The organism is Leifsonia xyli subsp. cynodontis DSM 46306 (genome assembly GCF_000470775.1).
Classification (GTDB): domain Bacteria; phylum Actinomycetota; class Actinomycetes; order Actinomycetales; family Microbacteriaceae; genus Leifsonia; species Leifsonia cynodontis.
The window spans coordinates 2,043,004-2,061,815 of sequence record NC_022438.1 but is presented as its reverse complement, the minus strand read 5'-3'; the positions used below and the strand labels follow the sequence as shown (position 1 = coordinate 2,061,815).

Sequence of the window (18,812 nt, the reverse complement as noted above, 5' to 3'; positions counted from 1 at the left end):
TCGTTGTGAGACCGTGCTGGGTCAGGGCAGCTCGGCTGACGCGTCGCTCACGGTGGTGACCTCGATCCGGAGCGTCGAGCCGGAGAACGACTCCACATGGCGCCCCACCCTACGGATAGCTTGCCACGCGGCAGGATCCACCCCGTTTCGCGGCACACCGGTGGCTGTCACAACGATAGCCATTGTGGCATCCGTGGAGACGGCTCCGGATATCGCTGCGGCGACGGGCCGGCGTTCGATGCCGAGTGTCAACGTTCTGGACTGTCCGGCTCCAGAACGGACCGGATCGCTGATGAGCAGCCAGACCGCGGTGAGGAGGCCGTCGCGCTGATCGCGGGTGAGTCCGGCGGCGAGGCCCTCGGGGTCGTTGAGCGTCACCGCCGGACCCAGCAGCGCCGACTCCGTGACCGCGTGGTAGAGCCAGGTCTCCTTGCGGCCTTGGATGAGGCGTATGCGCAGCGCGGTGGCGATGCTGGCGGCGGCGTCCGCAGCGGACTCGTCCAGCGGGAGCGACGTCCGCCCGGTCGCCACGCCGTCGAGGAGGCGCTCAGCGGCCAGGTCGAGCCGGGCGAGCTCCTCGGAGGCCATCATCCCGACCGCGTACCCGGGGGAGGAGACGGTGCTCTGCGCCTGCACGAGGTCCAGTTCCAGCTGGACGAGTGTGCTCAGCGACCGGACGATCTGCACGCCGATCAGCGGCGGAGCGACGGCGACGGCGATCGTGACCAGGCTCGGACCGAAGATCTGCGGTTGCCCGCTCGCTCGCAGGACGAGCACGACGGTCAGAACGACGCCGAGCGCCACCGCGGCGATCGCGATCTCCCCGGCGGGCCGAACCGGGACGCACAGCAACAGGGCGGGTCCGACGGCCGCGGCGGCGGTCAGCGGGACCCAGCCGGCGCTGGTGGCGGTTCCCGCCACATCCAGGGCCACGATCGCGGCCCAGAGGATGAGGGCTCCGGCGAACATCCAGGTGGGAAGCTCCTCCGGCAGCCGGAAGCGGACGAGGAGCGCGACGAGGAGCGTCGCCAGCAGCAGCCCCCACGCCCCGAGGCTGAGACCGATCCGCGGGGAGGAGGGAGCGGAGAGGGCCAGCACCACGAGGAGGAAGGCGATCAGGGCGACCGCCGCCACATTGAAGCCGAGATCCAGCCGGGCCCGCCCCAGGGCGTCGCGTTCCTGGTCGCGGCGGCCGGCCGGGCGGCGTGGGATGGTGCGCTCGTCCGCCTTGCTCACTTCGGCACCTCCAGAACCACCGTCGTCCCGCTGCCGGGCGACGAGAACAGGCGTGCGTTGCCTCCGACATCGTGGAGGCGCGCGACGATCGACTCGGCGAAGCCCAGCCGGCCCTCCTCGATGCAGGCGACATCGAAGCCTTTGCCGGCGTCCGTCACCATCGCGCGGACGGTCGTCTCGTCATCCGTGATCGTGACGTGCGCCTCGTTCACGCCGGAGTGCCGGCGGACGTTCTCGAGGCACTCGCCCAGCGCGAGGAGGAACGAGTCCAGCACGTCGCTCGGCAGGAGCACCTGGCCGGCGCCATGCCAGTTGACCTCGAGCCCCATCCGCCGGAAGCGCTGCTTGACCGATTCCAATGTGTTGCCCAGGGTGGACTCCTCGACCGGTTTCAGGCGGTAGTCGCCGGACCGGCTCGGGTCGGGAGCGAAGCCGAGACGCAGCTGGCGGAGCAGGGCCGCGTCCTCGGCCGCCTGCTCCCGCAGCGCGCCCACGCCCACGCCGGAGTGCGCCAGCAGCGTGAGCGTGGCGAGCACCGTGTCGTGCAGGAGCCGGGCGCCCTGGCGGCGGCGCGCCTCGGTCTCCGAGGCCTGCCGCTCGACGCGGTAGGCGCGGCTCATGGTGGAGATCCGCTTGAGCGTGCGGGGGACGGTTCGCGAGAGCCAGACACCGGTCGCCGTGAGGGCGATCCAGCCGGCGCCGACGAAGACGAGCGACTCGGCCAGCTGCGAGCGGGTGAGCCCGAGTGTCGCGACGGTGGCCGCGAACGTCAGGGCGACCGCGCCGACGAGCAGCAGCATCCGGGGTCTCGACGTCACCCCGAGCACCGAGACGGACGCGATGCCGGCTGCCGCGGTCACCGCGATCGCGGCGACCACGGACGGCTCGAGCGGGTGCATCGGCAGCAGGTTCAGCAGGATGAGCGCGATCCCGGAGACGACGATGACGGAGAGCCACACCGTGAGGTGGGACAGCGAGGCGAGCCGGACCTGGGCGTACGCCATGCACGCGATCAGCGCGAGCGATAAGAGGTAGAGGGGGACCGGGAGGGTTCCGGGAACGCTCAGGCAGAGGGCCGCGGTCACCGTGGCTGTCAGCCCCACGGTGCGGGCGGTCGAGGCGAGGAGACGATCACGCTCCTTCTGGATGCGCGACATGACCCTCCGTTCCGCTCAGGAAGCGAACAACCGCCTCAGCTGTCCGCCGATCAGATCGTCCTCGATCAGGAATCCATCGTGGCCGAAGTCCGATCGGATGATCAGAGGGATTCTACCGTCAAGCGTGGCTGGCAGGAGGGAGGCGATCAACTCTTGTCCCTCCACCGGGAAGAGCCGGTCGCTGTCGATCCCGATGACCAGCGTTGTCGCCGTCACCCGGGAGAGAGCCGCCGCGAGGCCGCCGCGCCCGCGGCCGACGTCGTGCGAGTTCATCGCCCGCACGAGGGTCAGGTAGCTGTTCGCGTCGAAGCGGCGGGTGAGCTTGTTGCCGTGGAAGTCGAGGTACGACTCGATGGCGATAGGCGGTGTGGCCGGCGATGGATGTCACGTTCAGGATGCTGGCGTGGCCGGTCTCGCGCGCACCTTCCCGGAGCAGCGGAAGCAGGGCGGAGACCACGCGCTTGGTTCCGATCATATTGATGTCGAACATCCAGATCCAGTCCTCGACGCTGGAGGACTCCACCGAGTCGAGCCCGCGCGCGCCGCCGGCGTTGTTGACGAGAGCGTGGACGCCCCCGGTCGCCGCGAGGCGGTCGCGGAGGGCGTCGACGTCCTCTTGCCGGGTGAGATCGGCGGCGAAGGTCTCGGCGCCGGTCTCCGCCGCGAGCGCCGCCAGCCGGTCGGAGCGCCGTGCGACGCCCACCACCTCCCAGCCCCGCTCCCGGAACAGGCGGACCGTCGCCGCCCCGATCCCCGAACTCGCCCCGGTCACGACCACACGTTTGCTTATAAGGCCCATTGTCCCGGTTACGGTGTGTTTCGGCGGCGTTGCCCGCGCGCCGCCGTGAGCTTAGCGTGCTGTCATCACCCGACGCTGTCATCACGACGCCCACCGAGAAGCGAGACGCCATGACCGAAGCCGCCGACTGGCAGTTCGAGACGAAGCAGATCCACAGCGGAGCCGCGCCGGACCCGGTGACCAAGGCGCGTGCGACGCCGATCTACCAGACCACCTCCTACGTGTTCGACAACGCGGAGCACGCGAAGAACCTGTTCGCACTCGCCGAGTTCGGCAATATCTACACCCGCATCCAGAACCCGACCCAGGCCGTCGTCGAGGAGCGCGTCGCCGCGCTCGAAGGCGGCACCGGCGCGCTGCTGGTCGCCTCCGGACAGGCGGCCGAGACCGTCGCGGTGCTGAACATCGCGCAGGCCGGCGACCATATCGTCTCCTCGTCGTCCATCTATGGCGGCACCTACAACCTGTTCAAGTACACGCTCGCGAAGCTCGGCATCGAGACCACGTTCGTGGAGAACCAGGACGACGCGGAGGAGTGGCGCCGGGCGGTCCGCCCGAACACCAAGCTGTTCTTCGCGGAGACCATCGGCAACCCGAAGATCAACATCCTGGACATCGAGCTTGTGGCGCAGGCTGCGCACGGGGCCGGTGTGCCGCTGATCGTGGACAACACCATCGCGACCCCGTACCTCATCCGACCGTTCGTGTACGGCGCCGATATCGTCGTGCATTCCGCCACCAAGTTCCTCGGTGGCCACGGCGCCGTGATCGGCGGAATCATCGTGGACGGCGGCGCGTTCGCGTGGTCCGAAAACGTCGAGACGTTCCCGGGCCTGACCGAGCCGGACCCGTCGTACCACGGCGCGAGCTACACCGCAGCGGTCGGCGACGGTCTCGCCTACATCGTCAAGGCCCGCGTCCAGCTGCTCCGCGATCTCGGCGCGGCGATCGCGCCGGCGAGCGCCTGGCAGCTCATCCAGGGCATCGAGACGCTCTCTCTCCGCGTCGAGCGCCACACGCAGAACGCCCGGGAGATCGCCGAGTTCCTGGAGAGCCACCCGGACGTCGCCTCGGTCAACTACTCCGGTCTGCCCACGAGCCCGTGGTACGCCGCCGCCAACAGGTACGCCCCCGAGGGCGTGGGAGCGGTGCTCTCCTTCGAGCTCAAAGGCGGGGTGGACGCCGGCGCCGCGCTGGTGGACAGCCTCCAGCTGTTCAGTCACCTCGCGAACATCGGAGACGTCCGCAGCCTCGTCATCCACCCGGCGTCGACCACGCACTCGCAGCTCACGCCCGAACAGCAGCTGACGGCGGGGGTCACTCCCGGTCTGGTGCGTCTGTCGGTCGGGCTGGAGAACATCGAGGATCTGAAGGCGGACCTTTCCGCGGGCCTCGCCGCAGCGCGGTCGGTCGTGGAGGCGGCAAGCGGATAGGCACTGCTCAAGGCAGTCACATATCATCATGTGCAATGACTCCCGACCCGGACCCTCCCCTCGCTGTGCCTCTGAGCGCGGCCGTTCCCCTCGCCCATACGCTCGTGCGCGAGGTGGCCGAGCGCAACGGCATCCGTATCCTGTTCGTCAAAGGTCCGGTGCTCGCGGCTCAGGGGCTGCGAGCGCCGCGCGTGTCGGTGGATGTGGATGTCTGGGCCGACCCGGCCCGGTTCGACGACCTCGTCGCGGCGCTGCGTGAGTTCGGCTGGGCGCGCCGCGCGGAGTCGCGCAGCTGGCAGCTGTTCATCACGCACTCGGTGACGCTGGTGCGCTCGGGCTGGCCGTGCGACATCGATGTCCACGACTGGTTCCCGGGTGCTTTCGCCGACCCGCAGCTCGTGTTCGAGACACTGTGGGCGGAGCGGACAGAGGCCGTGCTGGAGGTCGGCGCCGTGCCGGTCCCGAACCGTGCGTTCTCCACAGCGCGATCGCGCTGCTGCACGCGCAGCGGGAAGCCGACGACACCCGCCGGGCTGCGCATCTCGACCCGCTCGTCGCGATCCTCCGGCGAGGGGACGCCGACGAACGGGCGGAACTCGGGGCGGCCGTCGAGCGGATCGGCGCCGCCGAGGTGCTCGCGGAGATCTGCGCCGAGCTCGGTGTCGCGGTGCGCACCCCCGATCGGCCGAGCGGTGAGATGCTCGTCTGGCGGCTGCGGCGCAGCGACACCCACCACGCGGTCGACTGGATGCTGGAGCTGCTGACCGCACCACGCCGTGAGCGCATGGCGGTGCTGCGGAACGCCCTCTTCCCGCCCCGCGAGGACGTCATGGCCGATCATCCCGAGCAGTCGGCCTCCTTCGCCGAGCGGCTGCGGCTGCGGCGAGCGGGGCGTGCGATGCGCTCGATTCCGAAGATGCTGCAAGCCGTCCGGGTCGCGCGGTCGGAGAGCGTGCGACAGGCGATCGCGGAGAGCAGGAACGCCGCGCCTCGCGGAGCCCGAGCCCGCTCTGAGCGCCGTCGAAGCCCCTGCTGCTCCCGTTTCCGCTGTGGAGGAACCCGCTGTGGAGGCAGCGATCGCGGATGTCGACGCTCCGCCCGCGATCGTGCGCGCCGGCCGCATCGCGGCCGTCGCCGATGACTCCGGCGACTATCTCCTCGCGCTCGATCGGCTGAGGGAGCCTCCGATGGTGCTGGCCGGGTCGGCTTCCCTCATTTGGCGTGTGCTCGACACGGCCAGCTGGACGCCCGGAGAGCTCGTCCTCGCTGTGGCGAGCGCTGCCGGGGTGGAGCCCGATCTCATTCGCGGCGATGTCGCCGACTTCCTGGCGACGCTGCGACGGCACGGCCTGGTCGAGGAGGCCGCGTCCGCGAACGCCGGCCGCAGCGCGAAGGACAGCGGCCCGGCCGCGACGAGTGCGCCGAACCCGCCGGCCGCTGAGACAGGCGCTTAGCCGGACAGGCCGGCTGCGGACGCGATGACCGTGCCCGTGCCGGCCAGGGCCCAGCCGCTCCGGTCGTGGCGGCCCGGCATCCGCCCGCTGCCTCGTCCGGCGCCGTGTGCCGTTCGGCGTCCTCTGCGGATGCCAACACCCACCGCGCCCTTGTACGGTAGAGCTGTGGCCAGCGAACTCGATGATCCAGATGCAGGCGTTCTCACGGAGTCAGCGGAGACGGAGCGCGAAGTCCTCGGCTGGCTCGAGTTCGGGGAAGCCTCGCGCCATCTCGCGGGCGAGGTGGTCGAATCCGGATTCGAGCCGAATCTCGTCGTCGCCATCGCGCGCGGAGGGCTGATGCTCGCCGGGGCCGTCTCCTACGCGCTCGGTGTCAAGGCCTGCGGCGCGCTCAACGTCGAGTTCTACACCGGTTTCGGCGAGCGCCTGCCCGAGCCCGTCATGCTCCCGCCGATGCTCGATGCCGCCGCCCTCGACGCCAAACGTGTGCTGCTCGTGGACGATGTCTCCGACTCCGGCCGCACGCTCGCGATGGTGGTCGACCTGATCGCCGCCTCGGGCGCGGAGGTTCGCACCGTCTGCCTCTACGCGAAGCCGCGGACCGTGATCGTCCCTGATTTCGTCTGGCGTCGCACCGACCGCTGGATCACCTTCCCCTGGTCGGTGCTGCCGCCCGTGACGGCCACCCACTGAGCGCCATGCCGAAATCTCTCGCCGAACTCGCCGCAGACGGGTCGATGGACCCGGGCTGGGCCGAGGCTCTCGCCCCCGTCGCCGATCGCATCGCCGCAATGGGCGATTTCCTCCGCGCGGAGGTCGCGGCCGGCCGGCCGTACCTGCCCGCCGGAGCCAACGTCCTGCGCGCCTTCCGCGCGCCGCTCGCCGATGTGCGGGTCCTCATCGTCGGCCAGGACCCGTACCCCACCCCCGGGCATCCCATCGGCCTCTCGTTCGCCGTCGAGCGGCAGGTGTACCCGCTGCCGCGGAGCCTTCAGAACATCTACCAGGAGCTGCGCGACGACCTCGGCCTCGCATCGCCCCCGCACGGCGACCTGAGCGCGTGGTCGGGCAACGGGGTCATGCTGCTCAACCGGGTCCTCACCGTCCGGCCGGGGGCGCCGGCCTCGCACCGGGGCAAGGGGTGGGAGCCGATCACCGAGCATGCCATCCGCTGCCTCGTCGCCCGGGGGCGGCCGTTCGTCAGCATCCTGTGGGGGCGGGACGCCTCGACGCTGAAGCCGCTCCTCGGTGGCAACCCGGCGATCGAGTCGCCCCACCCGAGTCCGCTCTCGGCGTCGCGCGGGTTCTTCGGGTCGAAGCCGTTCTCCCGTGCGAACGCGCTGCTGGAGCGGGTGGGGGAGAAACCAGTCGACTGGGCGCTGTCGCCGTAACGCGCGCGAAACGCCCCCGACGTACCCTGGATACCGTGCTGGAAGAGGAATACGAGACGCGCCGGGTGCTTCCGCGGCATCTGCGTAAGCCCGAGGCGCCCGAGGCGTCGTTCGAGTACGCGATTCGCCAGGCGCGGGCCGAGGACCTCCCTCACGTCCGCGAGATCTACAACCACTACGTCGCCAACAGCACGGTCACGTTCGATGAGGATGCGATGACGCTGCGGGAATGGAAAAGCAAATTCGGCTATCTGCAGAAGCTCGGGATGCCGTTCATCGTCGCCGAGTCGCCGTCCGGTCAGGTGCTGGGGTACGCGCTCGTCTCCCCGTGGAAGCAGAAGCGGGCTTACCGGTACACCGTGGAGAACTCGATCTACCTGGGTGCGGCCTCCACCGGCAAAGGCCTCGGCCCGGTGCTCATGCAGGAGCTCATCGATCGCTCGAAAGCGGCGGGGCTCAAGGAGATGATCGCCGTGATCGCCGACAAGGGGGCCGAAGCGTCGATCAAAATGCACGAGAACTTCGGTTTCACCGAGATCGGCCGCATGGGCCGGGTCGGCTACAAGTTCGAGCGCTGGCTCGGGACGGTGCTGATGCAGAGATCGCTGAAATAGCCTCCGACGCTGTCCCGATGGAATTCGACGCTGTCCCGATGGAAAAGGAGGGGATTCGGCCGTTGGTGCCCGTTTTCTCCTCCGTTTCCTGCTTTCACCGCTGTTACTGGCCCTCAACTCCTCCCTTTTCGACGGGTGACGGAAAGGGAGGAGATTCGGGAGGATATCGGTGAGAACTCCTCCGTCCTCCTCCTTCATCTGCCGTCCTCAGGCCGGGATAGCCTGGCCGGATGACAGACCTCCACGAGCTGACCGCGCTCGCCCTCTGGCAGGAGTTGCAGAACGGGTGCGTCTCGCCCCGTGAACTCGCCGCCCACTACCTCGACCGCATCGACCGGCTGAACCCGGAGCTCGGAGCGTTCGTCGCGGTCACCCGCGAACAGGCGCTCGCCCGCGCCGACGAGGTGGCCGAACGCGTCCCGCGCAGCGCGCCGCTGTGGGGCCTGCCCTCCGGCGACAAGGACCTGTGGATGCGCGTGGGCGTCCGTGCCGGCTTTGGCTCGCGGGTCATGTCCGGGTTCGTCCCGGAGACCTCCGACGAGATCGTGGAGACGCTCGACGCGGCCGGAGCCGTCAGCCTCGGCAAGACGAACGCGCCCGAGTTCGGCCTCCCCGCCTACACCGAGTCGCTCGTCGCGCCGCCCGCGCGCACCCCCTGGAACCCCGCGCTCGGCGCCGGCGGTTCCAGCGGGGGCGCGGCAGCGGCTGTGGCGAGCGGGATGCTGCCCTTCGCTCCCGGCTCGGACGGCGGCGGGTCGGTCCGCATCCCGGCCGCCGCCTGCGGTCTCGTGGGGCTGAAGCCGACGCGCGGGCTCGTTCCCGCCGGCAGCGGCATCGCCTCGCTCGCGGGCCTGGTGGTCGACGGCCCGCTGGCGCGGACCGCGGCGGACGCCGCGCTGCTGCTGGACGGCATGATCGCGAGGGTCGGCGGCCGCATCGACCACCACTACACGCTGCGCGCGCCCGGCGACGGAGACGGTCCCTTCCTCGCGGCGGCGGTCCGCGGCGAGGGCCGCTTCCAGCTCGGCGTCATGACGACCTCCGCGTGGGACGACGCCTACGAGATCGCCCTCGCGCCGGAGGCCCGGGCGGCGCTCGAACTGGCTGTCGCCGAACTCGTCGCCCTCGGGCACGGGATGGAGGAGACGGCTCTGACGCCGGACCCGAGCTACGCGCCCGCGTTCCGCACGATCTGGCAGGCGGGCGCGGCGCGCATCCCGGCGGAGGGGGAGGCGCTGGCCCTCCTGGAGCCGCTCACGGCGTGGCTGGTCGAGCGCGGCCGGGCGATCGGCGCGCGCGAGCTGAGCGAGGCGCTCAGCGCGCTCAGCGCGTACGAGCGCTCGTTCATCCGCCAGCTCGCGTCCTTCGACGCCGTGCTCACACCGGCTCTCGCGATGACGCCCCGCCCCGTCGGCTGGTACGACCGCGAGGACGGCGAGCGCAACTTCCAGCAGCAGGTCCAGTACACGCCGTTCACCTCGATGCTGAATGTCACGGGGCTTCCCGGCATCGTGGTCCCGGTGGCGCAGACCGAGGACGGACTTCCGATGGGGGTCCAGCTGATCGGCCGTCCCGGCGGCGAGCGGACGCTGTTGTCGCTCGCCGCGCAGTTGGAGCGGCGGCTGCGCTGGGATCTGCGCCGGCCGCCGGTCTGGTGAGGCGCCGCCCCGGCGTGGACATCGCCCGCGCTCGCCGGCTCAGGTGACCGTGCCGGTGTGCTTCTCGCCCGGCCCTTTGCCGATCTCATCCGGGAAGGGGGAAGCCTCGCGGAAGGCGAGCTGTAGCGAACGGAGGCCATCGCGGAGGCTGCGCGCGTGCTGGTCGCCCAGGTGCGCGGCACTGGCGGTGACCAGCCCGGCGAGGGCGTCGATGAGCTTGCGGGCTTCGTCCAGGTCGGTCTGATCCCCGGGGGCCTCGGCCAGTCCGCACTTGACGGCGGCCGCGCTCATCAGATGCACCGCGGTCGTGGTGATCACCTCGACGGCGGGCACCTCTGCGATGTCGCGGGTGGCCCCCGCGATGGCCTCGTCCTCATGATGGTGGTGGGGGGATGTGTCGCTCACTGCTTTCCTCTGTTAGAATCGTTCGGGCTCCCGGGCATCTGTCCGGGTTATGAAAGTGGAGATTCCTCCCACCCGCGCTTGACCGCTTCATCAAGGTTACCGGGTTGCTGCACTCCGCCTTCGTGTACACACACGAGGGCAGACAGGGTGCTGTGCCAGGACTGCGAGAAATCGCAGGACCGCGCTGGTGCGTGGAATCCTCGCTTTCGCCGGACCGTCGCCGATGGTCCGAGCCACGCGAAGCATCGCTCGACTCAGAGGAGACACACCATCAGCGAACCCCGTACGAATGACCGTATCCGCGTCCCCGAAGTTCGACTCGTCGGCCCCAGCGGAGAGCAGGTCGGCGTCGTCAAGATCGAGGTCGCCATCCGACTCGCGCAGGAGGCTGATCTCGACCTCGTCGAGGTCGCGCCGAACTCCAAGCCGCCGGTCGCCAAGATCATGGACTACGGCAAGTTCAAGTACGAGGCTGCGCAGAAGGCCAAAGAGGCCAGGCGCAACCAGGCGAACACCATCCTCAAAGAGGTCCGGTTCCGCCTTAAGATCGACAAGCACGACTACGAGACCAAACGCAAGCGCGCCGAAGGCTTCCTCCAGTCCGGCGACAAGGTGAAGGCCATGATCCTCTTCCGGGGCCGCGAGCAGTCGCGTCCGGATCAGGGCGTGCGTCTCCTCCAGCGCTTCGCGGAGGATGTCGCCGAGCTCGGCACCGTCGAGTCGACCCCGACCATCGACGGCCGCAACATGGTGATGATCATCAGCCCGCTGAAGAACAAGTCCGAGGCCAAGGCCGAGGCAAACGCACAACGTGCCGCATCCAAGGCGCGCGCCCAGGGGCGTGCCCAGGACGCGGTTGCTGAGCCGGCGGCCGCCGCTCAGTCCGACGACAGTTCGCCCGCCCCGGCGACGAACGAGGAGAAGTAATGCCCAAGCAGAAGACCCACTCTGGCGCCAAGAAGCGCTTCAAGATCACCGGCAGCGGCAAAGTCATGAAGCAGCAGGCCGGCATGCGCCACAACCTGGAGGTCAAGGCGAGCGACCGCAAGCGCCGCCTGAACGCCGACCAGGTGGTCCCCGAGGTGGACGCCAAGGTCGTCCGCCGGATGCTCGGCAAGTGACCCCCGACACCCACGTAAGGAATATCGACTAATGGCAAGAGTGAAGAGGGCTGTCAACGCCCACAAGAAGCGTCGGGTCATCCTCGAGCGCGCCGAGGGCTACCGCGGTCAGCGGTCGCGCCTCTACCGCAAGGCCAAGGAGCAGGTCACCCACTCGCTGGTCTACGCGTACCGCGACCGCCGTCAGAAGAAGGGCGACTTCCGCCGCCTCTGGATCCAGCGCATCAACGCCGCCAGCCGTGCCAACGGACTCACCTACAACCGCTTCATCCAGGGCCTCGGCCTCGCGGGTGTCGAGGTGGACCGCCGCATCCTCGCTGAGCTGGCCGTCACCGAGCCCGCGACTTTCGCGGCCCTCGTCGAGACCGCCAAGAAGGCGCTGCCGGCCGACACCTCGGCCCCCAAGGCGGACGCTGCGGCGTAACGCCGCCCACACGGGAATGGTCCGTCCGGCCTGGCGCCGGCCGGACCATTTCGCCCTCTGCGGCGGGACGCGCCCCTATCTGTCTTTGAAGTACCGGAAGAGGTGCCGCTCGCGGATGCCGCTCGCGGCTGCGAGCACGCCCGGAAGCGCCGCGGCGGCTGCGAGCAGGGCGGTCAGCGTCCCGGTGGCGACACTCACCGATGCGATGCCCACGAGGTGGGCGACGGCGGCGAGACCGCTGGCCCCGGCAGCGGCGGCCGTGCTCCAGATGACTGTCTCGGCGCTGAGAACCGCGTAAACACTCGACCGTGTGGCCCCAGCGTGCAGAGCAGCCGCGATCTCCAGGCGTCGAAGCCTCACCCCGACGGCTCCGACGGCCGCGGCTGCCAGTGCGGCGAAAGCCGGGGCCAGCCGGGTCACGCGCTCCTCGTACTCTGAGGCGACATCGAGCGTCGAGCCCAGCGACTTGTTGACCTGCGCCAGGACGACCGGTGGTGTCTTCGAGTCGGGGGTGGCGAAGGCCGTCGCGCGCAGGAGTCCGTCGCGGTCGGTGGTCGCAGGCCAGACGAGGGCCCAGCATTCGTCCATGGCTCCGACCGGGACGGGGACCAGCACGGCACGGCCGAGTCGCTTGTCCCGGCCGTCGGCCGGCCACTCGAAGATCGAGGCGATTCGGATGACCCCTTCCGTCGTCAGGAGGGTGTCGCCGGCGGAGACCCCCAGCGTCTCGGCCAGGGAGCGGGAGACGAAGGCGCCGCTGTCGCCCTCCGAGGGAAGATCGAGGACGCGGGTGAACCTCGGTGAGACGGCGAACCGCGGAAAGCTCGTTCCCGGAAGCGCCGCGAGGCGCAGGGGCTGCTCTTCGCGCAGCGCCCCCGCGGGCGGCACGCCCTGGGCCCGGTCGAGGGCGTCGCAACTGGGGATGTCGATCTGCTGGCGGCTGACGACGGTGCGGATCGCGGCGCCCGAGGCGAGGTAGGTCTCCGCCCGGCGGGTCAAGGAGTCCACCATCACGGCGTCGGCGACGGTCGCGCCGGCGGCGAGGATCGCGACGGCGACGGCCAGAAAGACGGCGCGGCTCGTCCCGCTCCTCAGGTTCCGGAGCGCTTCGCTGAGGATCGCGGACGGCCTCATGCGGCGCTCCGCTCAGAGGGCGCGTAGTCGATCAGGTCGAACACGCGGGTGCAGGCGGCGCGCGTCTCCGGGTCGTGGGTCGCGACGACCACGATGGAGCCGCCGCCGGCGACCTGGCCGAGCGTGGTGTTGACCTCGTGGGCTGTGCGCGTGTCGAGTTGCGCGGTCGGCTCGTCGACCAGGAGCAGGCCGGGCGCCGCGCTGACCGCCCTGGTGAGCATCAGACGCTGCGCTTCGCCCCCGGAGAGCGCTCGAAACGGCCGGTGTGCGACGGATTCGAGACCGAACAGCGCGAGGGTGCGCAGCCCCTCCGCCTCCGCTTGGCGGCGCGAGAGGCCGCGGGTGAGGAAGGGGAACACCACGTGGTCGAGGGTGGTGCGCCGGGGGACACCGTGCGGATTCTGGAAGACCCATCCCACGCGGCCGATGCCGATCCGCTCGATCGCGCCTCTCGTCGGAGTCTCCCAGCCGGCGAGCAGAGAGAGAAGGGTGGATTTGTCGCATCCCGAGGGGCCGCACAGGCCGATCACCTCTCCCGAGGCGATGTCGAAGGACAGATCCTGGAACAGGTCGGGAGTCCCGTCGAAGCGATGGCTCAACCCGGTCGCCCGCACCCGTGCCGTCATCGGCACGCCTTCGCTGTGACTCCCGCGCCGATCCGGACGGTCGTCGGCGTAGGCGCTCCGGCGGGAAGCGTGACGAGCGTCGCCCCCAGCGCTGCCCCGACCACCTCGACCGCCTGCGCACCGGACGGCGACTGGATGCAGCCCCGGGACCCGTCGACGCCGAAGACCGCGGCGGCGGGCACCTTGACGGTGCTGATGGGCTCGTCGAGGGCGATCGACCCGGTCGCTTGGCGATTGTCCTCCGTCGCCGCGAGCATGACGCGGTAGTCGGTGGTCGCGCTGAGCCGGGCGAGGAAATCGGGGTCGGTGGATCGGAGGTCGTCGTCCAAAGGCCCCTTCTGGCCCCACAGGGTCAGCGTCCGGGTCCCCGGTGTGAGCGCGGTGGGGCGCGGTGTGAGCGTCACCGCGGTCAGGGCGCCGGGCAGCGTTCCGAGCGTTTCGCCCGCTTGTGCGCTCGCACCCCACACAGCGCTCCACGCGCCGACGCTCACGCTCGGTGCGGGCAGCCAGAGGATGTCGGCGCGAGAGAGCGAACGGTCGGGCGCGGGGAAGCCCGACTGCTTCTCGAGCGTCTGGAGCCCTCGCCCGGTGGCCGCGTCGAATCGCCCGGTGATGAGGAGGTCCTGCCCCAGCCGGGCGAGCTCGCGTTGCAGAGCGGACACATCCTCGCCGCGGTCGCCGGCGGTGAGGTCCCGGTAGAGCGGAACATCGGTGTGGAGCGCGAGGACCGGCGCCCCGTCGAGCGCCAGAGGCGTCGTTCCCGAAGCGGATCGCCTTGCCGGGGCCGGCATCCGCGCGTGTGACGATCCCTGACCGGGGCGCGGGCAGCGGCCGTTCGGCGGTCACCGTCAGCGACGCCGTGACCGTCCGTTCGTCCCGGAACTCCTGGGTCGTCGCGGGGGCGCTCCGAGCCGGAGTCGCGGCGCGCAGCACCGGGTCGCGCTGCTCGGGTGTCACGGCGGCCGCGGCGATCGCGGCCGCCGAGAGCGTGACGGCCACACCAAGGATGAGGAGGGACCCTCCCACGGTGCGACGGCTTCCTTTCCGCTCAGCGTTCATTGTCGTCGGGAGCGGTATAGGCGGGTACGCGCTCGGCGCAGATCCGCTCGGGCGTCGTCGGGGGCGCCCTCCGAACTCACCGAGGCTCCACCGGATGCCTCGCCGATGCCGTAGGCCACCCGGCCGTTCTGGTCGACGATGGCGTCGATGCCCTCGTCGTTCAGGCAGCTCACGTATTCGGCGGTCGCCGCGGGGACGCTGCCCCGCTTCGGCTCACCGGGGTCTTTGGCGGGTGCGGGAGCGGAACAGCCGGCGAGCACGGCGACGATCAGCGTCGCGATGCCCATGGCGGCGGCCCGGGGGAGAGTGGATCGTGTCATGGCCGTTGCCTCCTGGTGTCGTGGGCGGTGGTTCTGGTTCGTCCGCTCACGGGGTGTCTCCCGTCGCGACCGAGTAGCCCGCCGAGTACAGGCAGTTGTTGACATCGGCCTGCTCGACGGAGAATGGGGCCGAGGCGAATCCGCCATCGGCGTCGCGGTCGAAGTCTTCGGGCGTGTAGCCGGCATCGACAGCGTCGAGGTTCCGGAGGCATTGGATTGCCACGGCGCGCGGGTCGGCCAGGAGGTCGGGATTGGCCTGCTGCTGAAGGTAGAGGCTCTCGATGCGCATCACCGTGCCGTCAGCGCAGTCGGCTGTCTTCTCCAGATAGGCTTTGGCCTTCTCGTTCGAGCCGAGGGCCGGTGGCGTCACCCGGTACAGCCCGTTCGGCAGTTTGTCCCAGGTCTCCTTGTAGCCGAGATCGGCGACGCAGGAGGAATACCGCTGGAAGGCCTCGTCGTAGTCCTCTTCGGAGATCTTCCCTGTGGCGACGGCTCGCTTCAGCACCGAGCGTTCGAAGTCCGGGAGCCCCTGTTTGTCCAGTTCCTGTGTGAAGAGCTCGGTGAGGCTGCCGGCCAGGCGCTCGCCGGTTTTCCCCGGCGACACCGGGGCGGGGGCCGAGCACGCGGCGAGGCTGAGCGCAACGATCAGCGCGGGGAGGAGCCGGAGAGGTCTCCAGGGTGTCGATGTCATGCGCTCGCCTTCCTTCGTCATCGCCGGGTGGCTCCGCCAGTCAAACGAACCGGCCGTTATGGTCGCGTGATGCGAACGCTAACGTCTGGCTAACATGTGGAATTGAGAATGAGATTCGGGTGAAGGGAGGCGGGCATGGTTCGTGTGCTCGTCGTCGAGGACGAGCCGGATCTTGCGGAGACGCTGCACGAGGCTCTGGCCGTGGACGGTTTCGTCGTCGATGTCGCCGGCGACGGCCGGCGGGCGCTGGATCTCCTCGAGACCCAGCCCTTCGATCTCGTCGTCCTCGATCGCGATCTGCCGGAGGTGTCCGGCGACGAGGTGTGCCGGCTGCTGATCGAGCGCGAGTCGATCGTCCGCATCCTGATGCTGACCGCCTCCGCCGATCTGGCCGATCGGGTGAGCGGCCTCGAACGAGGGGCGGACGATTACCTCGCGAAGCCGTTCGCCTACGCCGAACTCGTCGCGCGTCTGAGAGCCCTCGCCCGCCGGAGCGGCCGGGCGGACGGGTCCGTGGTGGTCGTCGGCGCCCTCAGGATCGATGTGACCCGCCGCATCGCCGACGTCGACGGGTTCCCCGTCGCCCTGACGCCCAAAGAGTTCTCCGTGCTGGAGGCGCTGGCGCTCCATGCCGGGGCGGGGCTGAGCGCGGAGCGCTTGCTGGCGATGGCGTGGGCCGAGCCCTATGAGCGCACGGTGGGGGCGGTCCGCGTCGTCGTGCATTCTCTGCGCCGCAAACTCGGACCGGCGTTGCGCATCGAGAGCGCGCCGGGTTACGGCTACCGGCTGGAGCGGCCGTGATCAGAGGCTTCCGGGTGCGGCTCGCCGCTGCGATCGCCCTCGCCTTCACGGCACTGGGGACGGCTTTCGTGGCCGCGGAGTACGCGATCCTCTCGCGCGTCTTCGATTCGAGCGTGGCGCTGGCGACGACGGGGGAGGCCGACGTCTCCGGCACGATCGGCGATGTCCCCCGGTGCGCGGGCGAGGTCGCTGACGGCGTCGTCTGCTCTGGCGACGAGGCGGGGCATCTGCTCTCCGAGAGCATCGGGTCCGGGTTCCTCGCCTGGTCGCTGCTGGTTCTGGCTGGTTTCGTGCTCGTCTCCGCCGTCGCGGCCTGGCTGATCGCGCGCGGGACCGCCCGCCGTCTCGGCGAGATCGCCGAGGCTGTCGGCGCGGTGTCGGAGCGCGACCTCTCCCGCCGCCCGCCGTCTCGGCGGACCGCGTGACGAGGTGCGGGTGCTCGCCGATCGCATCGACTCGACGCTGGAGCGGCTGGATGCGGCCTTCGCCCGGCAGGAGCGGTTCCTCGGGAACGCGTCGCACGAACTGCGGACGCCGCTGACGCAGGGGCGCTTCGCTCCGGAGGTCGAGCCGTCTGTGCGGCGTGCCATCCGTTCCTATCTGCGCATGGAGGAGGCTGTGGAGGGTTTGCTGCAGGTGGCGCGGGTGGGCGAACTGGGCGAAGCCGATGTCGAGGCGGTGCCCCTCGCCGAGGTTCTCGCGCGCACGGCGGGAGACATCGAGGGCGAGGCGCGGGAGCGGGGAGTGCGTGTGCGAGAGGGGGTCCGGCCGGACCTCGCGGTCTGCGGCTACGCGCCGGCGGTGGATGTGGCCGTGCGCAACATCCTGCTCAACGCCGTCCGCCACAACGTCGACGGCGGATTCGTTCGCATCGATGTCGAGCGAGCGGCTGCCGGCTCCGCTGTCGCCATCCGGGTCGAGAACTCGGGGGCCCGCTATGAGGCGGAGGAAGCGACCAGGCTGCTGGAGCCCTTCAATCGCGGCGCAGTGTCGCGGAAGGGCGGGGCGAAGGGGATGGGCCTCGGGCTCTCGATCGTCTCGGCGCACCGGGGCAGTGTGAGCGTCGTGCCCCGGGCCGGCGGCGGCCTCGTCGTGACCCTCACCTTTCCGGCGGCTGCCGGCAACGCGGATGCCCTCGCGCACGGGGAAGGGGCGCCCCCGTCGCGGGGACGCCCCGATCAGAGGTGATGGATCAACGGAAGTAAGCTGCCGCCGAGTACGAGGTCGACGTTCCTGCGTCGGCGAACGCCCGCGAGTAGGAGGTCGTCCAGGGGGTCGAAGCGGTGCGCGAACCGTGCTGCGCGTACGAGCGGCCCTGGGTGCCATAGTTGGTCGTGGTCGTCGCCTCCGAGTAGTTGCGAGCGGCGTAAAGAGTGTAATACCCGGCTGCCGATGCGGGGGGCCGCGGCGACGACGGCGCCGGCGACGAGCGCGGCGCTGGCCGCGCCGGCGGCGAGAACAGAGGCGAAACGACGAGTCTTTTTGGTCATGGGATACTTCCTCGTACTTCTTTGTTTTCTTTCTGGATGGGTGTGTTCTGCAGGACGATATTCAACGTATTATCCATAACGTTTTTAATCAAGCGATTTCATGAAGTTGTCGGAGCGCGAGCCGCCGCCGATATGCTGACGTCATGCTGGACAATCCGCGCTCCCCGCGCGTCCGCGCCGTCGCCAAGCTCACCAAGCGCACCGCCCGCTCCGAGACCGGCCTCTTCCTGCTCGAGGGGCCCCAGGCTGTGTCAGAGGCGCTGACCTTCCGGCCTGAGCTGCTGGTGGAGCTGTACGCGACGCCCACCGCCCTCGAGCGCCACCAGGGCATCGCCCAGGCCGCCGCCGCGGCCGGGACGGAGGTGGAGTTCGTCACCGAGCAGGTGCTCGGCACGATCGCCGACACGGTGACGCCGCAGGGCTTCGTCGCGGTGGCGCGGCAGTTTCCGACATCCGTGCGCGATATCTTCGCGGGGTCGCCCGCGCTGGTCGCGATCCTGGAGGAAGTGCGCGACCCGGGCAACGCGGGAACGATCATCCGCGCGGCCGACTCGGCGGGGGCGGATGCCGTGGTGCTCACCGGGCGGACGGTCGACCTCTACAACCCGAAGGTCGTGCGCTCCACTACCGGCTCGCTGTTCCACGTCCCGGTCGCGGTCGGCGCCGACCTGCCGGATGTCGTGAGCCGCGCGCGCGCCGCGGGCCTCCGGGTGCTGGCGGCCGACATCGCGGGCGAGGACCTGCTCGCGGCGCGAACGGCGGGCCAGCTCGCCGGGCCGACGGCGTGGGTGTTCGGCAACGAAGCGCGCGGCCTCCCCGGCGAGCAGCTCGGTCTCGTGGACCGCGCGGTCGCCGTCCCGATCTACGGGCGGGCCGAGTCGATGAACCTGGCGACCGCGGCGTCCGTCTGCCTGTACGAGTCGGCGTTCGCGCAGCGCTCCGCCGGGTAGCGCGGGAAGCCCCGGCGACGGCCGCCCGCCTCCGCTCCGGCAGGAAATC

The 18,812-nt window shown here is 70.3% G+C and carries 24 protein-coding genes; 13 read left to right on the top strand and 11 right to left on the bottom strand.

Translation table 11 applies throughout. The features are described 5' to 3' along the window. Positions 1–21 precede the first annotated feature (21 nt). The 3 genes from O159_RS09885 to O159_RS15875 all read right to left on the bottom strand — a co-directional run bounded on the left by O159_RS09885 (position 22) and on the right by O159_RS15875 (position 3,192). Positions 22–1,236 (bottom strand): hypothetical protein, encoded by a 1,215-nt coding sequence (locus O159_RS09885; RefSeq protein WP_021755665.1) that lies wholly within the window; start codon positions 1,234–1,236, stop codon positions 22–24. Further along, positions 1,233–2,393 (bottom strand): sensor histidine kinase, encoded by a 1,161-nt coding sequence (locus tag O159_RS09880; protein WP_021755664.1) that lies wholly within the window; start codon positions 2,391–2,393, stop codon positions 1,233–1,235. Before O159_RS09880 ends, O159_RS09885 begins: the two co-directional genes overlap by 4 nt. 118 nt (positions 2,394–2,511) lie before the next feature. Continuing rightward, the gene (locus O159_RS15875) at positions 2,512–3,192 is read right to left on the bottom strand and encodes an SDR family oxidoreductase (protein WP_236609466.1); all 681 of its coding nucleotides are present in this window, start codon (positions 3,190–3,192) and stop codon (positions 2,512–2,514) included. A 110-nt stretch (positions 3,193–3,302) separates the two neighbouring features. Between O159_RS15875 and O159_RS09865 the strand changes: the two genes are divergently transcribed. After that, a complete protein-coding gene (locus O159_RS09865; RefSeq protein ID WP_043993684.1) occupies positions 3,303–4,625 on the top strand; it encodes a bifunctional o-acetylhomoserine/o-acetylserine sulfhydrylase in 1,323 nt (440 codons plus the stop codon). A 169-nt stretch (positions 4,626–4,794) separates the two neighbouring features. On the opposite strand, the gene O159_RS15870 is transcribed toward O159_RS09865, so the two are convergent. Continuing rightward, positions 4,795–5,466, bottom strand: coding sequence for a hypothetical protein (locus O159_RS15870; RefSeq protein ID WP_021755660.1), 672 nt, complete (start codon positions 5,464–5,466; stop codon positions 4,795–4,797). A 223-nt stretch (positions 5,467–5,689) separates the two neighbouring features. On the opposite strand from O159_RS15870, the gene O159_RS09855 reads away from it, so the two are divergent. The 5 genes from O159_RS09855 to O159_RS09835 all read left to right on the top strand — a co-directional run bounded on the left by O159_RS09855 (position 5,690) and on the right by O159_RS09835 (position 9,742). Continuing rightward, on the top strand, positions 5,690–6,079 hold the full coding sequence (locus O159_RS09855) for a PqqD family protein (protein ID WP_021755659.1): 390 nt from the start codon (positions 5,690–5,692) through the stop codon (positions 6,077–6,079). Positions 6,080–6,244: 165 nt separating this feature from the next. Next, positions 6,245–6,772, top strand: a complete 528-nt coding sequence (locus O159_RS09850) for a phosphoribosyltransferase (protein ID WP_021755658.1) — start codon at positions 6,245–6,247, stop codon at positions 6,770–6,772. A gap of 5 nt (positions 6,773–6,777) precedes the next feature. Next, positions 6,778–7,470 (top strand): uracil-DNA glycosylase, encoded by a 693-nt coding sequence (locus O159_RS09845; RefSeq protein ID WP_021755656.1) that lies wholly within the window; start codon positions 6,778–6,780, stop codon positions 7,468–7,470. Positions 7,471–7,505: 35 nt separating this feature from the next. Further along, positions 7,506–8,084, top strand: a complete 579-nt coding sequence (locus O159_RS09840; protein ID WP_021755655.1) for a GNAT family N-acetyltransferase — start codon at positions 7,506–7,508, stop codon at positions 8,082–8,084. 230 nt (positions 8,085–8,314) lie between these two features. Then, positions 8,315–9,742, top strand: a complete 1,428-nt coding sequence (locus O159_RS09835) for an amidase (protein WP_021755654.1) — start codon at positions 8,315–8,317, stop codon at positions 9,740–9,742. 39 nt (positions 9,743–9,781) lie between these two features. Here the strand turns inward: O159_RS09835 and O159_RS09830 are convergent, their stop codons facing one another. Continuing rightward, a complete protein-coding gene (locus tag O159_RS09830; protein WP_021755653.1) occupies positions 9,782–10,147 on the bottom strand; it encodes a DUF1844 domain-containing protein in 366 nt (121 codons plus the stop codon). A gap of 270 nt (positions 10,148–10,417) precedes the next feature. On the opposite strand from O159_RS09830, the gene infC reads away from it, so the two are divergent. From infC to rplT, 3 genes are read left to right on the top strand one after another with little or no spacing between them, the layout of a single operon-like run. Continuing rightward, complete coding sequence (gene infC / locus O159_RS09825) at positions 10,418–11,074, top strand: translation initiation factor IF-3 (protein WP_144267764.1); 657 nt, start codon at positions 10,418–10,420, stop codon at positions 11,072–11,074. Then, on the top strand, positions 11,074–11,268 hold the full coding sequence (gene rpmI / locus O159_RS09820; RefSeq protein WP_021755651.1) for a 50S ribosomal protein L35: 195 nt from the start codon (positions 11,074–11,076) through the stop codon (positions 11,266–11,268). Before infC ends, rpmI begins: the two co-directional genes overlap by 1 nt. Before the next feature lie 31 nt (positions 11,269–11,299). Further along, a complete protein-coding gene (gene rplT / locus O159_RS09815) occupies positions 11,300–11,692 on the top strand; it encodes a 50S ribosomal protein L20 (RefSeq protein ID WP_043993682.1) in 393 nt (130 codons plus the stop codon). Positions 11,693–11,767: 75 nt separating this feature from the next. On the opposite strand, the gene O159_RS09810 is transcribed toward rplT, so the two are convergent. The 5 genes from O159_RS09810 to O159_RS09790 all read right to left on the bottom strand — a co-directional run bounded on the left by O159_RS09810 (position 11,768) and on the right by O159_RS09790 (position 15,522). Continuing rightward, a complete protein-coding gene (locus O159_RS09810) occupies positions 11,768–12,826 on the bottom strand; it encodes a hypothetical protein (RefSeq protein WP_021755649.1) in 1,059 nt (352 codons plus the stop codon). Further along, entirely contained in the window at positions 12,823–13,452 is a 630-nt protein-coding gene (locus O159_RS09805; RefSeq protein WP_043994248.1) for an ATP-binding cassette domain-containing protein, read from the bottom strand. Before O159_RS09805 ends, O159_RS09810 begins: the two co-directional genes overlap by 4 nt. Continuing rightward, positions 13,449–14,243, bottom strand: a complete 795-nt coding sequence (locus tag O159_RS09800; protein WP_021755647.1) for a peptidoglycan-binding domain-containing protein — start codon at positions 14,241–14,243, stop codon at positions 13,449–13,451. The genes O159_RS09805 and O159_RS09800 overlap by 4 nt, the downstream gene beginning before the upstream one ends. 264 nt (positions 14,244–14,507) lie before the next feature. Further along, the gene (locus O159_RS09795) at positions 14,508–14,831 is read right to left on the bottom strand and encodes a hypothetical protein (protein ID WP_144267645.1); all 324 of its coding nucleotides are present in this window, start codon (positions 14,829–14,831) and stop codon (positions 14,508–14,510) included. A gap of 46 nt (positions 14,832–14,877) precedes the next feature. Beyond that, positions 14,878–15,522 (bottom strand): hypothetical protein, encoded by a 645-nt coding sequence (locus tag O159_RS09790; protein ID WP_144267643.1) that lies wholly within the window; start codon positions 15,520–15,522, stop codon positions 14,878–14,880. A gap of 135 nt (positions 15,523–15,657) precedes the next feature. On the opposite strand from O159_RS09790, the gene O159_RS09785 reads away from it, so the two are divergent. From O159_RS09785 to O159_RS09780, 3 genes are read left to right on the top strand one after another with little or no spacing between them, the layout of a single operon-like run. Next, positions 15,658–16,323 (top strand): response regulator transcription factor, encoded by a 666-nt coding sequence (locus tag O159_RS09785; RefSeq protein WP_021755644.1) that lies wholly within the window; start codon positions 15,658–15,660, stop codon positions 16,321–16,323. Next, positions 16,320–16,748, top strand: coding sequence for a HAMP domain-containing protein (locus tag O159_RS13360; protein ID WP_052323506.1), 429 nt, complete (start codon positions 16,320–16,322; stop codon positions 16,746–16,748). The genes O159_RS09785 and O159_RS13360 overlap by 4 nt, the downstream gene beginning before the upstream one ends. Positions 16,749–16,758: 10 nt before the next feature. Next, complete coding sequence (locus O159_RS09780) at positions 16,759–17,511, top strand: sensor histidine kinase (protein WP_052323504.1); 753 nt, start codon at positions 16,759–16,761, stop codon at positions 17,509–17,511. Here O159_RS09780 and O159_RS09775 read toward each other — a convergent pair. Next, positions 17,502–17,813, bottom strand: a complete 312-nt coding sequence (locus O159_RS09775; RefSeq protein ID WP_021755643.1) for a hypothetical protein — start codon at positions 17,811–17,813, stop codon at positions 17,502–17,504. The genes O159_RS09780 and O159_RS09775 overlap by 10 nt on opposite strands. Positions 17,814–17,956: 143 nt before the next feature. On the opposite strand from O159_RS09775, the gene O159_RS09770 reads away from it, so the two are divergent. Further along, positions 17,957–18,763 carry a TrmH family RNA methyltransferase gene (locus tag O159_RS09770; RefSeq protein WP_021755642.1) on the top strand — a complete coding sequence of 269 codons (807 nt, stop codon included), beginning with the start codon at positions 17,957–17,959 and terminating at the stop codon, positions 18,761–18,763. The last annotated feature ends 49 nt before the right edge of the window (positions 18,764–18,812 follow it).

Excerpts from the sequence above, each read along its gene's own strand:
- rpmI (WP_021755651.1), top strand. The coding sequence starts at position 11,074 with ATGCCCAAGCAGAAGACCCACTCTGGCGCCAAGAAGCGCTTCAAGATC.
- O159_RS09880 (WP_021755664.1), bottom strand. The coding sequence starts at position 2,393 with ATGTCGCGCATCCAGAAGGAGCGTGATCGTCTCCTCGCCTCGACCGCC.
- O159_RS09865 (WP_043993684.1), top strand. The coding sequence starts at position 3,303 with ATGACCGAAGCCGCCGACTGGCAGTTCGAGACGAAGCAGATCCACAGC.
- O159_RS09775 (WP_021755643.1), bottom strand. The coding sequence starts at position 17,813 with ATGACCAAAAAGACTCGTCGTTTCGCCTCTGTTCTCGCCGCCGGCGCG.
- O159_RS09785 (WP_021755644.1), top strand. The coding sequence starts at position 15,658 with ATGGTTCGTGTGCTCGTCGTCGAGGACGAGCCGGATCTTGCGGAGACG.
- O159_RS09835 (WP_021755654.1), top strand. The coding sequence starts at position 8,315 with ATGACAGACCTCCACGAGCTGACCGCGCTCGCCCTCTGGCAGGAGTTG.
- O159_RS09770 (WP_021755642.1), top strand. The coding sequence starts at position 17,957 with ATGCTGGACAATCCGCGCTCCCCGCGCGTCCGCGCCGTCGCCAAGCTC.
- O159_RS09845 (WP_021755656.1), top strand. The coding sequence starts at position 6,778 with ATGCCGAAATCTCTCGCCGAACTCGCCGCAGACGGGTCGATGGACCCG.
- O159_RS09800 (WP_021755647.1), bottom strand. The coding sequence starts at position 14,243 with ATGCCGGCCCCGGCAAGGCGATCCGCTTCGGGAACGACGCCTCTGGCG.
- O159_RS09810 (WP_021755649.1), bottom strand. The coding sequence starts at position 12,826 with ATGAGGCCGTCCGCGATCCTCAGCGAAGCGCTCCGGAACCTGAGGAGC.
- O159_RS09795 (WP_144267645.1), bottom strand. The coding sequence starts at position 14,831 with ATGACACGATCCACTCTCCCCCGGGCCGCCGCCATGGGCATCGCGACG.
- O159_RS15875 (WP_236609466.1), bottom strand. The coding sequence starts at position 3,192 with ATGGGCCTTATAAGCAAACGTGTGGTCGTGACCGGGGCGAGTTCGGGG.
- rplT (WP_043993682.1), top strand. The coding sequence starts at position 11,300 with ATGGCAAGAGTGAAGAGGGCTGTCAACGCCCACAAGAAGCGTCGGGTC.
- O159_RS09790 (WP_144267643.1), bottom strand. The coding sequence starts at position 15,522 with ATGACATCGACACCCTGGAGACCTCTCCGGCTCCTCCCCGCGCTGATC.
- O159_RS15870 (WP_021755660.1), bottom strand. The coding sequence starts at position 5,466 with ATGATCGGCCATGACGTCCTCGCGGGGCGGGAAGAGGGCGTTCCGCAG.
- O159_RS09805 (WP_043994248.1), bottom strand. The coding sequence starts at position 13,452 with ATGACGGCACGGGTGCGGGCGACCGGGTTGAGCCATCGCTTCGACGGG.